This window comes from Pseudocnuella soli (genome assembly GCF_004347775.1).
In the GTDB taxonomy this organism is placed as follows: domain Bacteria; phylum Bacteroidota; class Bacteroidia; order Chitinophagales; family Chitinophagaceae; genus Flavisolibacter; species Flavisolibacter aquaticus.
Map to the genome: position 1 here is coordinate 2,285,352 of NZ_CP037755.1, position 15,494 is coordinate 2,300,845.

Annotated in this window: 10 protein-coding genes; 7 read left to right on the forward strand and 3 right to left on the reverse strand. The window is 50.1% G+C overall.

The window, feature by feature from the left end:
* The first annotated feature begins 6 nt into the window (after positions 1-6).
* Together EPD17_RS09410 and EPD17_RS09415 are read left to right on the forward strand one after the other, a co-directional pair.
* Positions 7-2,430, forward strand: coding sequence for a glycoside hydrolase family 127 protein (locus tag EPD17_RS09410; protein ID WP_204743389.1), 2,424 nt, complete (start codon positions 7-9; stop codon positions 2,428-2,430).
* A gap of 177 nt (positions 2,431-2,607) precedes the next feature.
* Positions 2,608-4,947 (forward strand): S9 family peptidase, encoded by a 2,340-nt coding sequence (locus EPD17_RS09415; protein ID WP_204743391.1) that lies wholly within the window; start codon positions 2,608-2,610, stop codon positions 4,945-4,947.
* Between the two features lie 391 nt (positions 4,948-5,338).
* On the opposite strand, the gene EPD17_RS09420 is transcribed toward EPD17_RS09415, so the two are convergent.
* Positions 5,339-6,751, reverse strand: a complete 1,413-nt coding sequence (locus EPD17_RS09420) for an APC family permease (protein WP_132053695.1) — start codon at positions 6,749-6,751, stop codon at positions 5,339-5,341.
* Positions 6,752-7,117: 366 nt separating this feature from the next.
* Here EPD17_RS09420 and EPD17_RS09425 point away from each other — a divergent pair, with 366 nt between their 5' ends.
* Both EPD17_RS09425 and EPD17_RS09430 read left to right on the forward strand, forming a co-directional pair.
* On the forward strand, positions 7,118-7,996 hold the full coding sequence (locus EPD17_RS09425; RefSeq protein ID WP_132053697.1) for an AraC family transcriptional regulator: 879 nt from the start codon (positions 7,118-7,120) through the stop codon (positions 7,994-7,996).
* Between the two features lie 203 nt (positions 7,997-8,199).
* On the forward strand, positions 8,200-10,440 hold the full coding sequence (locus EPD17_RS09430) for a TonB-dependent receptor (RefSeq protein WP_132053699.1): 2,241 nt from the start codon (positions 8,200-8,202) through the stop codon (positions 10,438-10,440).
* A 54-nt stretch (positions 10,441-10,494) separates the two neighbouring features.
* Here EPD17_RS09430 and EPD17_RS09435 read toward each other — a convergent pair whose 3' ends face one another.
* Together EPD17_RS09435 and EPD17_RS09440 are read right to left on the reverse strand one after the other, a co-directional pair.
* The gene (locus EPD17_RS09435; protein WP_132053701.1) at positions 10,495-10,923 is read right to left on the reverse strand and encodes a response regulator; all 429 of its coding nucleotides are present in this window, start codon (positions 10,921-10,923) and stop codon (positions 10,495-10,497) included.
* Between the two features lie 168 nt (positions 10,924-11,091).
* Positions 11,092-11,556: a hypothetical protein gene (locus EPD17_RS09440; protein WP_123893547.1), complete on the reverse strand. Its 465-nt coding sequence runs from the start codon at positions 11,554-11,556 to the stop codon at positions 11,092-11,094.
* A 311-nt stretch (positions 11,557-11,867) separates the two neighbouring features.
* On the opposite strand from EPD17_RS09440, the gene nrfH reads away from it, so the two are divergent.
* The 3 genes from nrfH to EPD17_RS09455 all read left to right on the forward strand — a co-directional run bounded on the left by nrfH (position 11,868) and on the right by EPD17_RS09455 (position 15,494).
* Complete coding sequence (gene nrfH / locus EPD17_RS09445) at positions 11,868-12,518, forward strand: cytochrome c nitrite reductase small subunit (RefSeq protein WP_132053703.1); 651 nt, start codon at positions 11,868-11,870, stop codon at positions 12,516-12,518.
* 24 nt (positions 12,519-12,542) lie between these two features.
* Positions 12,543-14,027, forward strand: coding sequence for an ammonia-forming cytochrome c nitrite reductase subunit c552 (locus tag EPD17_RS09450; protein ID WP_132053705.1), 1,485 nt, complete (start codon positions 12,543-12,545; stop codon positions 14,025-14,027).
* Between the two features lie 150 nt (positions 14,028-14,177).
* Positions 14,178-15,494, forward strand: coding sequence for an alginate export family protein (locus EPD17_RS09455; RefSeq protein ID WP_132053707.1), 1,317 nt, complete (start codon positions 14,178-14,180; stop codon positions 15,492-15,494).

Here is a 15,494-nt window from a genome sequence, read left to right on the forward strand (position 1 = left end):
TTGGATATGATTTGTGAAACAAAAAAGAAGCTTGCACTGGCCGCTGTTGCCATCGCCCTTGGCGGGGGCATGGTGAGTGCACAAAAAAAAGGCGCTGATTATCCCATTCAGCCCGTTGATTTTACCCAGGTGCATGTGCACGACAACTTCTGGATGCCGAAGATGGAGTTGAATGCAAATGTGACCATCCCGTATGTGCTGGATAAAGTAAAGACCACCGGCCGCATTGATAATTTTTTGCGTGCCGCAAAAAAGATTCCCGGCGATAAGCTGACGACTTACACTTTTGACGACACCGATATTTACAAGGTCATTGAAGGTGCCTCTTACGCACTGCAGGTAAAGCCCGATCCCAAACTGGAGCGCTACCTCGATACCCTCATTGCCGTTATTGCCGATGCGCAGGAACCGGATGGTTACCTGTTCACATTCCGCACCATCAACCCCGCAAAGCCACACGAGTGGGTGGGCGCTAAGCGTTGGGAAAAAGAGGAAGACCTGAGCCACGAATTATACAACTCGGGGCACCTGTACGAGGCCGCAGTGGCGCATTACAAGGCCACCGGTAAAAAATCGTTGCTCAATATTGCCACCAAAAACGCCGACCTGCTGGTGCGTGATTTTGGTTTTGGCAAAGAAGAGCGCTATCCCGGCCACCAGGTGGTGGAAATGGGCCTGGCCAGATTATACCGCGCTACCGGCAAAAAAGAATACCTCGACCTCGCTAAATTCTTTTTAGATGTTCGTGGACCACGTCCCGGCCAGCGGCCTAACGAGTATGGACAAGCGCACAAGAAAGTAGTGGACCAGCACGAAGCGGTAGGCCATGCAGTGCGGGCCACTTATATGTATGCCGGCATGGCCGATGTGGCTGCGCTTACTGGCGATAAAAGTTACCTCACCGCCATCGATCATATCTGGGCCGATGTGGTGAATAAAAAAATGTACCTCACCGGCGGCATTGGTGCAACCGGCGCCGGCGAAGCATTTGGCGCTGCGTACCAACTGCCCAATATGTCGGCGTATGCCGAAACCTGCGCATCCATTGCCAATGTGTATTGGAACAACCGCATGTTCCAGTTGCACGGCGATGCCCGCTACATCGATGTGCTGGAACGTACGCTCTACAACGGATTGCTGTCGGGGCTTTCGCTCAACGGGCAACAGTTTTTTTACCCCAATCCATTGGCGTCAATGGGGCAGCACCCACGCCGCGACTGGTATGATTGTGCCTGCTGCATTTCCAACATGACCCGCTTTTTGCCTTCGCTTCCCGGGTATGTATATGCGCAAAACAACAACGACCTGTATGTAAACCTGTTTATGAGCAACACCGGTAAAATTCAGTTGCCGGTAACTGCAGTAAACATCAAACAGGAAACAGAATATCCCTGGCAGGGCACGGTGGCCATGACCATCGACCCGGCCAAGGAAGCGCAATTTGCACTGAAAGTGCGGGTGCCCGGTTGGGCATTGGGCAAACCTGTACCTGGCGATTTGTACCAGTTTACCAGCAAGCAAAACAAGCCTGTGATGATGACGCTGAACGGCAAGCCGGTGGCATACACCATGGAAAAAGGTTATGCTGTAGTGAGCCGCAAATGGAAGAAGGGCGACAAAGTGCAGGTGCAATTCCCGATGGAAACGCAAAAAGTTTTGGCGCACCAATCGGTGAAGGACGATAACGGCCGTTTTGCATTGCAACGCGGGCCGCTGGTGTACACATTGGAGTGGGCTGATAATAAAGACAGTTCGGTGCAAAACATTTTGATCGATAAGGCTGCGCCGGTGCAGGCACAATTCCGCAACGATTTGTTGGGAGGTGTAATGGTTTTGAATACAACCGGTGTAGGCGCCAAAAGGCAGGTGAACTCAGATGCATTGATCAAGACAAGCCAGCCCGTAACGGCCATTCCATATTTTTCCTGGGCCAACCGCGGTGCCGGCGAAATGATGGTGTGGATTCCTTACGAAGAGTCGGCGGCGAAGCCGAAACCTGCACCCACCATTGCTTCTACCAGTAAGGTGTCGGCATCGGTAACCAGCAAAACCATGCTGCTGGCGCTCAACGACCAGGCCGAGCCAGCCAACTCGAACGATCACGCCAACCTGTATTTCCATTGGTGGCCCAAAAAGAATTCGCTGGAATGGGTGCAGTACGATTTCGATAGCGAAAAGACCGTTTCCGAATCGAGCATTTACTGGTTTGATGATGCACCTTTTGGCGGCACCCGTGTACCTGCATCTTGGCGCATTTTGTACAAAAGCGGCAACGAATGGCTGCCGGTAAAAACCACCACCCAATACGAAGTGGCCAAAGACCGGTACAACACGGTAAAGTTTGAGCCGGTAAAAACAACGGCGATGAAACTGGAGGTGCAGCTGCCGGAAAATCATGCCTCCGGCATTCATGAATGGAAGTTGAAATAACGATTATTTAATAACAAGAACAGCCCCGAAACCGGGGCTGTTCTTGTTTGTGGGCAGCATGGTGCCGGTTAATAATTGGAAAATGCAGGTTAATTGTCAACAACGCCACAGCGCTGTTTTTTTCTAATTTACTTTTTCAAAAAAATAGGAAAGATGTTGCTGCGCAATTGTTTATATATGGCTGTGGCTGCGGCTATGGGCACCGGGCCGCTGATGGCACAGGAAGCCCCATCGCCCATGCACACGGCGCAAAAAGAAAAAGTTTCAGGAGCCCTTTTGCCCGCCTACCAACCCAGCCGAACTGAGATGCTGGAGCGTTATCGCAAGGCTGCAATACTGGATAGCACGGTGCGGCAAACGGTTTTTAAAACATCGCTGCAGCCACGCTGGCTCGATGACGGCGAACGTTTTTGGTACCGCAATGTTTTGCGCGACAGCGTATTTGAATACTGGATTGTGGACCCGGCAAAAGGAGAGAAAAAACCAGCATTTGACCATGGGCGCATGGCTGCCGCATTAGCCAAAGCAAGTGGCAAAACGGCCACTGCAGCCAAATTACACCTCACCAATATGGTGGTGGGCAAAAGCGATTTGGTAGTGCAATGGTGCGGCGAATGGTACAAGGTTTCATTGAAAGATTATACCGCAACAACTACCGAAGTGCCTGCAAAGTTTGCAGCAACAGATGTGGGGCCGCGTGGCAACAACTGGAATGCCGGCAACCCGGATGAAGTGGGACCGGTGCGGCGCCGTGCCCGTGCTTTTCGCTCCGACAGCGTATCGGCCGATAAGCAGTGGGTGGCTTTTGTGCAAGACTATAATGTGTTTGTGCGGCCTGCAGCAGGCGGCGCCCCGGTGCAACTAACCAACGACGGTACCAAGGAAAAACCATACGGGCAACTGAGCTGGTCGCCCGACAGCAAAACGGTAGTGGGCTACCGCATCAAGCCGGTGCAGGACAAGCAAGTGCACTATGTACTCACTTCGGCATCGGGCACCCGTGGCGAGTTGAAATCGCGGGGCTATGCACAGCCCGGCGATGAAAACACCAGCTATGAAATGTTTCTGTTTCACCCGGGACAAAAAAAGGCCACGAAGGTGGGCATCGATGTAATTGATTATGGCGGTGCGCCCTTCCTCAACTGGCGAAAAGACGACGGCCGCTATTTTACTTTTGAGCGTGCCGATCGCGGACACCAGCGGTTCCGCATCATGGAAGTAAATGCGGAAACCGGCACCGCCAAAGAAATGGTGGATGAAAAGACGGCCACCTTCATTTTTGAACAGCGCATTTTAACCCATTACCTGCCTGAAAGCAATGAGATCATATGGGTAACGGAGAAAGACGGTTGGCGCCATATTTACCTGGTGGATGAACGCACCGGCAAAGAAAAAGTGCAGGTAACAAAAGGGCCTTGGGTAGTGCGTGAAGTGGACAGCATTGATACAAAGAAAAGGGAGATCTGGTTCCAGGCCAGCGGCATGAACGAAGGAGAAGACCCTTATTTTGTACACTACTATCGCATTGGTTTTGACGGCAAGAACTTGGTGAAATTAACCGCGCCTAATGCCAATCACCGGTTGTTGTTTTCGCCCAACCGGAAATATTATATCGACCAGTATTCGAGGGTAGATATGCCCACGGTGATAGAACTGCACCGCACCAACGATGGTAAAAAACTGATGCAATTGGAGCAGGCGGATGTTTCGGCTTATGCTGCAACGGGCTTGAAATACCCGGAGGTTTTTGTGGCCAAAGGCCGCGATGGCACCACCGATATTTGGGGCGTAATGTTCCGCCCCAGCAACTTTGACCCGGCAAAACGTTACCCCATCATCGAGCAAATTTATGCAGGACCGCAAGGCTCATTTGTGCCCAAAACATTCAGTGCTTACGGTGAGCCCCAAAGCCTTGCCGAACTTGGTTTCATCGTGGTGCAGATTGATGGCATGGGCACGTACAACCGTTCCAAAGCTTTTCATGATGTAGCCTGGAAAAACCTTGCGGACGCCGGTTTCCCGGACCGCATTTTATGGATGAAAGCGCTGGCGCAGAAGTATCCGTATTCCGACACGTCGCGGGTGGGCATTTACGGTACATCGGCCGGTGGGCAAAACTCCGCAGGTGCATTGTTGTTTCACCCCGAGTTTTACGATGCTGCTGTGTCGGCTTGTGGCTGCCACGATAACCGCGTGGACAAACAATGGTGGAACGAGCAGTGGATGGGCTACCCGGTGGGCAAACATTACGATGAGCAATCGAATATTACCAATGCACACAAACTACAAGGTGCGCTGATGCTGGTGGTGGGCGAAGCCGATGAAAACGTGCCGCCCGAATCGACCTACCGGGTGGCAGATGCGCTGATCAAGGCTGGAAAAGATTTCGAGTTCTTGGCCATACCCGGCATGGGCCACAGCGATGGCGGCGCCTATGGACGGAAAAAGAAACGCGACTTTTTTGTAAAGCAATTGCACGGTGTGGAACCGCCCAAACGCAACATCAGCGAGCTGTAAATATTTCTTGGCATACACAAACAAAGCGGGCCTGCTGTTTTCACAGCGGGCCCTTATGTTTATGGGGAAGTATTAAGTCAAAAGACAAAAGTAGAAAGTCGAAATGGGGAGGGGTGAGCGCTTGTTGTATTAGGCAATTCTACCTGCAAAAAATGAAAAGTAATGCAGGATACGACTCGGTTTAGATTATATCAATGATGATCCCTGAAGTGCCTTTGAAGATTCTTCCAAGTAGTGTATTAAATCATTGTTCAGCAATCTTGCATTTGCATAGAACTTTCCAAGGCAAACATGGGATGTGTGATTGCCTAAATGCAAAAAGGGAAAACAAATGCATACTGCACCTGCCTTCCCTTTTTGACTTTTTACTTTTGAATTTTGACGCTTCTTTCTATTGTTCGATTTTTTTCGCCCTATTCGCTACTGCCATATAGTAAATAGGAATTCCGAGTAAAGTGATGATCAAGCCGGGCCAGGTAAATTTGGGTTTGTACATGATCAGCAGCGTGCAGAAGGTGAGTCCCATGAGTATGTAAATAATGGGCAATACGGGGTAGCCGAATGCTTTGTAGGGACGTGGTGCATCGGGTCTTGTTTTGCGCAGGATAAAAATGCCTGCAATGGTGAGCATGTAAAAACCGACTACTACAAATGAGATCATGTCCAACAAATCACCGTAGCGGCCGCTGAGGCACCAGGCCGCAGCAAAGGCGCATTGCAGCCAAAGCGCATATTCGGGTACTGCATTTTTATTAAGCGTACCTACTTTTTTAAAAAATAATCCATCCTGTGCCATCGTATAATACACCCGTGCACCGGCCAGGATGATCCCGTTGTTGCACCCAAAGGTCGAGATCATAATCATCAGCGCAATGATGATGGTGCCGGCGTTTCCAAAGATCACATTCGACGCCACCACCGCCACACGGTCTTTATCGGCCGATGCAATTTCCTGTAACGGCAGCACCGCGGTGTACATGATGTTGGTGGCCAGGTACACCAGCGTTACAATGAGTGTACCGAGGAAAAGTGCAAGCCCTATGTTACGCTTGGGGTTTTTTATTTCACCGGCAATGAACGTTACGTTGTTCCATGAGTCGCTGCTGAAAATAGAACCCACCATGGCGGCAGCAATAGCGCCCAGTGCAGCCATAGTTGTATAACTGCTGATGGTGCCATTGGGTTGCAGTTTTTGCAGGGTCCAGGCATCACTCCAGTTGGCAGCCCACACATCGGGGTTGATGGACAGCAACCCAAAAATGATGAGGCCAAATAAACTTAAGAGTTTGGTGAGGGTAAATGTTGTTTGTATAAACTTTCCGTTTTTGATGCCCGGCGTATTGAGGTAAGTGAGCAAAACAATAACGGCAATGGACAGCAATTGCGCTGGCGATACCGTTAGAAAACCCAGGTCGAAAGCAACAAGGTCTTCGCGAAATTGCGGTAGGAGGTAAGCGGTGAATTTTGCAAAAGCCACACCCACCGCAGCAATGGTGGCGGTTTGAATTACGGCAAAAAAACTCCAGCCATAAAGGAAACCAATGAGCGGGTTGTAGGCTTCTTTTAGGTAAACATATTGACCGCCGGCTTTGGGAAACATGGCGCTCAGCTCGCCATAACTCAGGGCAGCCGTTACCGTCATAAACCCGGTGATCAGCCACACGGCCATCAGCCAGCCGGCGCTGCCCACGTTGCGGGTTATGTCTGCACTCACAATGAAAATCCCGGAACCGATCATGGAGCCCGCAACGATCATGGTGGCATCCAGTAATTTGAGGGAAGGCTTGAATTCTTGATCTGTCATAAATAGGAAAGGGAAAAACTACGAAGAGCGGAAGATAGGTAAACTTCACACCACATGATTTTGCGGCTGTTGCCGGTTATTAATCCTTTTTGAGCAAATATTGACCGGCTGTAGAAATGAAGGTTGTCAATAAAAAATGGTGTGCATTACACTATTTAAAACGGAAAATTGTTGGGAGAGCAGGAATGGCGGGTCGAAATTTATTCAAGTCCGCTCGGCCGCTGCGCTGTGCGCACCAGGTTAAATTTTGCAGCATTTTTGCCACTACTTACCATATTTTAACCCAAAAGGGGTGCGGTTGATTGTCATTGGGTTAATTTTCTGTAAATTAAACTTGTTTTACAGGATCACCGAAAACCACCGACCATGAAAGTATTGCCATTCACCATTCCTGCTGCGCAGGACAGAACCTTGTTGGTTCAGGAAGATATTCAACCGAATTTCTATCCGTACCTGCACCGCCACGAAGAAATTCAACTGACGCTGATACTGAAAGGAGCCGGCACGTTGGTAGTAGGCAACAACATGCATGCCTTTGCTCCCAACCAGGTGTACCTGATCGGTGCCAACATGCCGCATGTGTTTAAAAGCGACGGCGCTTACCTTGAGCAGGACGTTGCCGAGGGCATCCACACCCTTACTATTTTCTTCAACACGCAAGGCAAACTGGCTTCGCTTTTTTCGTTGCCCGAGTTGAAAAATGTGTACACGTTTTTTTCGAGCAATTACAGCGGCTTCCAGGTACCGCAGGATTCGTTCAGCGATATTTCCACCCGAATCCTCAGCATCAAATATGCGTCGGGCATGGACCAATTGATGCAGTTTTTCCAGTTGCTCAAATCGCTCAGTTCCATCGAGCACATCAACCCGCTTACCTCCAACGTGGAGCCCCGCGATTTCAGCGATCAGGAAGGCATGCGCATTTCCAACATTTACAATTACATCATGCAGCATTACCACCGCGACCTGACGCTGGAAGAAGTGGCCGCTGCTGCGTATATGACGCCGCCTGCATTTTGCCGCTATTTTAAAAAACATACAAGGGTAACCTTTGTTACGTTTTTAAATGAAGTGCGCATCAACGAAGCATGCAAGCGACTGGTGGGCGGAAAGTATGAAAGCGTGTCGGCGGTTGCCTATGATTGCGGCTTTAACAGCATTACCAATTTCAACCGCGTATTTAAAAGCACGATCGGCAAAAGTCCCCGAACATATGCTGCTGATTTCTTAAGCAAAGTGGCTTAGTTAGCAATTGCATTAAATACGGACTAAGTAAAAAGGCAAAAGTAAAAATTCAAAAATGGTGGCAGCACTGATTACGGTGTTCTCTTTTTGAATTTTTACTTTTGCCTTTTGAGTTTTTCTTATTGGTTCAAACCCGCAACCACACCTGTTTTCAGCCTTTTTTGCATAAATGCTTTACTTCGCGGCAATTCCAAGTTGTATTCATGCGAAATCTTTACTTGCTGCTGCTTTTTTGGGCACCCCGTTTATTTGCACAGGAAGCCCATTTTTCGGGCATCGTTACCGACCGCAAAACCACCCTGCCGGTTGAAGGCGCCCTGGTGACCTTGCAACCTTCCAATCAGGTTTCTTTTACCGACGAAAGTGGCCGGTTTTTCTTTAGGCAAACTACTGGGGACACTGCCATCCAGATTCGTTCTATTGGCCACGAGCCGATAATGACAAAGCTAAACGGGCTACAAAGTGAAAGCGCCAGTTTTGTGTTGGTGCCCACATCCATACAATTAAGCAATGTAACGGTAACCACCGGTGCTGGCGAACAATACCGGCCCATCAGCAGAGTGGACATCAAGTTGCGCGGCATCAACAACAGCCAGGAAGTGTTGCGCATGGTGCCAGGTCTTTTTATTGGCCAGCATGCGGGTGGCGGCAAAGCAGAACAAATTTTTCTGCGTGGTTTTGACATTGATCACGGTACCGACATCAGCATTGGTGTGGACGGTATGCCGGTAAACATGGTATCACATGCACATGGGCAAGGCTATGCCGACCTACATTTTTTAATTCCTGAATTGATCGGCAATGTGCGGTTTAAAAAAGGCACTTATTATGCGGAACAAGGCAATTTCAATACATCGGGATTTGTAGATTTTAAAACCTTTGATGTGCTGCCGCAGAACTCTATAAAAGTGGAAGGCGGCATGTTCAACACGCTGCGCACCGTTGGTATGAGCAACCTGCTCGATGAGCGGGCAAGGAGCAAAGGCCATTCGGCTTACGTGGCATCGGAGTACATGTACACGAAAGGATATTTTGATGCACCGCAGGATTTTAACCGCATCAATGTGTTTGGTAAATACCATGGCGCCCTGGACCGGCACAACACGCTCAGCTTTTCTGCCTCGGCATTTTCAAGCGGTTGGGATGCCTCAGGCCAGATTCCCGACCGCGCAGTGGCCGACGGCACCATTGGTTATTTTGGTGCGATAGATGATACGGAAGGCGGCAAAACATCACGCTACAATGCCAATGCATTGCTTACCACCACCCGCAACAACGGCGCTTATTTTAAAAACCAGTTGTATTATTCGCGGTATCATTTCACACTCTTTTCCAACTTTACATTTTTTAAAGAAGACCCGGTAAACGGCGACCAGATCAGGCAACGCGAAGACCGCGATTTATTTGGATATAATGGCAGCTACCACAAACGTGCTTACTGGGGCAGCCGAGAACTGACCACCGAAGTTGGTGCTGCGGTGCGCATCGATGCTACTTACGATTCGGAATTATCGCGTACCCGTGACCGTGATATTGTGACCAATGCCATTAAAAGGGGCGATGTGCGGGAGCAAAACTGGGCTGCATACATCAGTGAAACGCTTACGCTTAACTCGCTGTTTTCGCTCAACGCCGGTTTGCGCTACGACTATTTTCACAACAAGTACATCGGCAAATTGCAAGGCGATGTAAGGGGCACAGCATCGGCTGCAACAGTGAGCCCCAAACTGAGTGTGTACTTCAACCCCAGCGACCGGACCCAGTTTTACCTGAGCAGCGGCCGTGGCTTTCACTCCAATGATACACGGGTGGTGGTGCCACAGAACGGCCTCCGTATTTTGCCGCCGGCTTATGGCTCCGACTTTGGTACCGTGTTGAAGCCTGCTAAAAATTTACTGGTAAACGCTGCACTCTGGTACCTCTGGCTCGACCAGGAGTTTGTGTATGTGGGCGACGAAGGCATTGTAGAACCCAGCGGAAAGAGCCGTCGTTATGGCGCTGATTTTTCGCTGCGCTACCAGCCTTTGGCCTGGCTGTATGCCGATGTGGATGTAAATTATTCGCATGCCCGTGCAGTGGGTGCGCCCAAAGGCGAGGACTACCTGCCATTGGCGCCGCGGCTTACGTCTATTGGTGGCCTTACGGTAAAATCGGGCAACGGCATCAATGCATCGTTGCGTTATCGCTACATGGGCGACCGGCCTGCTACCGAGGATAATTCGGTTGTGGCTAAAGGCTATTTTGTTATGGATGCTTTTGCCGGTTACCAGCGCAATAAATACGAGTTGGGACTGACCATTAAAAACCTCACCAACGTTAAATGGAAAGAAACGCAGTTTGATACGGAAAGCCGGCTGAAGGCCGAAGCAGCGCCGGTTTCGGAAATACATTTTACACCGGGCACTCCGTTCTTTGCATCACTGAGTTTTACCTACTTCTTTTAATATTTAACCCGCTAAAATATCAGTGGCTGGAATTCAACTTCCGGCCATTGATATTTATTTGACCTGGTTGGGATGCCTGCACTCCATCCAGTATTGAATGATCAGGCTCAATTGTGTTTTCATGCCGCTGAGCGTATTGGGTTTTTCAAAATAACCCTGCACCTGCAGGTCATATATTTTGTGCAGCATGTCTTTACCATCGGAGGTGCTCACAAATACGAATGGAATGCTTTTCACCCTCAGCGCTTCGTCTTTCATGATCTCTTCGCGCAGCCGGATGCCGTTCATGCCCGACATGTTGACATCGGTAAGTATAATAAAAGGATGGTCTTTTGTGGTGCGGAGGTAATCGAGCACCGCCCTGCCTTCATCGAAGTATTTTACCGGAAACGGCAGCTTCAGGCTTTCCAGCACTTCTTTCAATATTTCCCGGTCTTCCGCATCATCTTCCACAACAATGATGGGTTGCTTACTTTGGTTCATTTAGGAGTGTCGAAATTGGTTGAATCTTAAACCCGCCGGCATTAATCGGAGGTTATTGTTTTGGTGTGCAAAACAGTTGGTGTTGCACATTGGCTAATGTAACAACTGTAGCTTGTTTACACAGCATCAAAAAACGCTGGCCTTGCTGTCGGTATTGTTTTAGAAATATTAAAATAATTTAAAGCCATAATAACCCACCAGCGTAAATAACACGCAACGCGTCACCACGCCAATGCAGCACCAGGTAATAAGTTTGCGCAGCGGTGCCTTAAAACCAATGCCCACAGCAAGGCTGGCCGGGGCGCCAACGGTAACAGTGCCCAAAAAGCCCAGGCCAATAATGCCGTATTTGTGCCAGATGCGGTAGATCATACCGGTTTGGGGCTTGGTGCTTTCGGGTTTGTTTTTGCGGAATAGGCGCCGGATGCGGTCGCCGAGGAATGCGGCAACAAACACGCCTGCGAGCCCGCCGCCTACGCTGGCAAAAAATACGCTCCAGGCCGATAGGCCAAAAGCAAAACCTGCGGGTATGGCAGCATAAATTTCAAAGCTGGCCAGGGCGGCCACGGTCAAAAACTCGAGAAGAAAACTGTTCGTCATAATGTGGGCTGGCGAAGCTAGGGAAATATTCATCGGCCGTTTGTTAAACCGGCAATCCTTTCCATTCTTATTTATATAAAAGCCTAACAGCGATGGATAGTTGTTTTAGTTTCATCTGGGTTGGTGTTCTAAAATAATGCACTCCCGTTTTTCTCCTTTTTTCGGCGCAGCCAAAAGGCTCTTAATCCTTTGCCTATTTAGCTCCCGTCAGATTTAATGTTGTAATGCTGAACGTTTTGCGTATTAATTCCAAGTTTATGCATGGTTTTTGTTAAACAAAATCCTTTAGCTTTAACATGATATTTAGTATTCCTCGGGCCTAGATTCTTTAAAGGGTGTAATACATGGGTAGACGACTTAGAAGAATTGAACGGTTTTTATTTAAGTACAACCTCGTTCCGCCGCACCGCTGGCGGCGGGTGGCCATCGTGGCCGTTGCTGCGTTTATAGGTTTGGGGCTGTACATGCTCAAACTAAGCAACGCGGCTTCCTACCTTTCCGACGATCCGCAGGCATGTGTGAACTGCCACCTGATGACGCCCCAGTACCTTACCTGGACGCATAGTTCGCACCGCGAAGTGGCTCATTGCAACGATTGCCACGTGCCACACGACAACGTTTTCAATAAATATTTTTTCAAGGCAAAAGACGGGCTGTACCACGCCTCAATATTTACCCTGAGGGCCGAGCCTCAGGTGATCCAGGCAAAAAGCGCATCGGTGGAAGTGATCCACAACAACTGCATTCGCTGCCACCAGGACCAGGTAACCGATGCAAAACTGGTGGGCATGGTAGAAAACCACCACGCCAAAAGAACCGACCGGCTTTGCTGGGATTGCCATCGCGAGGTGCCGCACGGAAAAGTGAAAAGTTTGTCGGCCACCGGCATTTCCATCGAACCCATCCGGCTGTATACCCCCGAAGACCGCACCATTGTGCCTGCATGGCTGCAGAAAACATTGGATGAAAAAAACAGTAAGGAAGTAAAAAAATAAGCGTCACACTACAATTGCACCACAATGAAGAACTGGCTACTTTTTTTAGGAACGCTGATCGGTGTGTTTTTACTGGCTATGTTGGTTTATTCGATCATGGACCGGAGAACGGAAGGCAGGTTTGCCTACCATGCCCGTGTGTCCATCGAAGGCATTGAACCGCGCGACAGCCTTTGGGGCATGAACTATCCCCGCCAGTATCAGTCGTATCAAAAAACGCAGGACACTTCATTTAGCAGCAAGTACAACACGAGCGGCTTTAGAGATGCGCTGGAAGAAAGCCCCGAAACCATCATCCTGTGGGCAGGCTACTCGTTCAGTAAAGGGTACAACCAGCCGCGTGGCCACAACCACGCGGTGCGGGATGTGCTGGCATCGGTGCGCATTGGTGCACCGCAGGATTCCACCACTGCTATCCCCAGCACCTGCTGGACCTGCAAAAGCCCCGACGTGCCCCGGCTGATGAGCGAAGTGGGCGTAAAAGAATTTTACAACAAAAAACTCCCCGATTTTGGCAGCCAGGTAATCAACCCCATTGGCTGCGCCGATTGCCATGACCCCAAAACCATGAACCTCACCATTACCCGCCCGGCGCTGGTGGAGGCGTTCAAGGCTGCGGGTAAAGACATCAACCAGTCATCGCACCAGGAGATGCGGTCGCTGGTATGTGCGCAGTGCCACGTGGAATATCATTTTGATAAAAAACGCCCCGATGCGCCGGGTGCCAATTACCTTACTTTTCCCTGGAAAAATGGCTACACCGTGGAAGCCATGGAAGCGTATTATGACAGCGTAGGTTTTTCCGACTGGGTGCACCCGCTGAGCAAAGCACCGATGTTAAAAGCCCAGCACCCCGATTATGAAATTTACTCTTTTGGCGTGCACGCCAAACGTGGCGTTTCCTGCGCTGATTGCCACATGCCGTACGGAACAGAAGGCGGCCAGAAATTTACGGATCACCACATTGGATCGCCGCTGGCCAACGTAGAAAACTCCTGCTTTGTGTGCCATCGCGAAAAAGTGTCGGACCTCGTATCGGACGTATATGAGCGGCAGGGCAAGGTGAAAGAAACACAGCGCAAAGTGCAGCAGCATATTGCCATGGCGCACCTCGAAGCCGAACAGGCCTGGAAACTGGGCGCTACCGATGCACAGATGAAAACCATTTTGCAACAGATCCGGCATGCACAGTTCCGCTGGGACTATATCGCTGCATCGCATGGGGCCGGTTTCCACGCACCGCTGGAGTCGAGCCGGGTGCTGGCATCGGCATCGGCCATTATACAGGAAGCCCGTATTTCGTTGGCCCGAGTGCTGGCAGGGTTCGGCCACAACCAGGTGGTAAAAATGCCCGACCTGAATAATAAAAACGCTTTGCAAACTTATATTGGCGTGGATCTGGAAAAAGAAAAGGCTGTAAAAGCACAGTTTTTGGAGCAGGTAGTGCCCAAATGGCTGCAGGAAGGCAAGGCTCGCGAAGCACAGAAGAAAGTGACCATGCTGCAGTAAAATGCACTAGGTAACATAGTTTACATTTTAAGTAAAAAAGCAAAATTCAAAAGTCAAAACCTGCCTCGATACATGAAGCCGGCTTTTGACTTTTGACTTTTTACTTTTGAATTAACTAGCGGCTTGCCCCAAATTTTTCATCCCACTATTATGAGAAAAATTGTACTCCTGGCCGGATGCCTGTCCGGCTTACTTTGCAGCACCGCCAGTTTTGCCCAGTTCAACCTCGATGGCCAGCTGATCCAGCGCACCGAGTACCGCCATGGTTACAACCGGCCGCTCCCCGAAGGCTTCGATCCCGCCGCATTTATTGCCCACAGGGCCAGGCTGCAGGCTTCGTACCAGCGGTCGGCGTTCCAATTTTTTGCTTCGGTTCAGGATGTGCGTACCTGGGGCAATACTTCGCAAACAAAGCTTACCGACAATAACCTTTCCGTGCACGAAGCATGGCTGGAAATGGCCTTGTCGCCCACCTGGAAATTAAAACTGGGCCGCCAGGAACTGAATTATGATAATGCCCGTTTCCTTGGCAACCTCGACTGGGCCTTACAGGCACGGGCACACGATTTTGCACTGGCAAAATGGGAGCGGGGCACGGCCAAATTTCATTTTGGCGGCGGCTACAACCAGGATGGACAACAACTTGCCAACAACACGTTTACGGTGCCCAACCAGTACAAGTCGGCGCTGATGGCCCGCTACGAGAACGTGATCGGCAAGCTGCAGTTTTCGCTGCTGGGCTGGAACGAGGGGCGCCAGGTTACCCGCCCCATTACGGGAGGTACCGCATTTGGCGACGGCCAGCATTACCGCCAAACCATTGGTGTGCCTACGCTGCGGCTGACGCTGGGCAATACACAACTCTCGGGTTTTTACTACCACCAGTTGGGCAAAGACGGAAACGGCCGCAAACTAAATGCATTTGACGCCAGTGCACAGGTGCTGCAACAGATCAACATTGATACCGCATCGGGCCGCAAGCTGCGCCTGGTGGCCGGTGCCGAAGTGTTGAGCGGCACAAGGGCAGGCACTAGTAACAAGAGCAGTTCCTTTTCGCCACAGTACGGCACCAACCACCTCCACAACGGTTACATGGACCTGTTTTATGTGGGTGGTGCGCATGAAGGCTCGGTGGGCCTGAAAGATCTGTATGTTCGGGGCCGGCTCGATATCAACCAAAAATTGTTTACCCAGTTGGATGGCCATTATTTTTCGTCGTACGCCGATGTGTTCAATGCTGCCGGTGCAAAAATGGACCGCTACCTGGGCACCGAAGTGGACGTGTCTGTGGGCTACCTGATTCACGATGCGCTATCGTTGCAGGGGGGCTACAGCCAGTTGTTTTACTCCGATACCTTTGAACGGGTACAGAGCAACTTTTCATTAAAACAAACCCAGAACTGGGCTTACCTGATGTTGATCTTTAGGCCCAATATGAAAAATAAGTTCATCGGGATTTTATTGTAA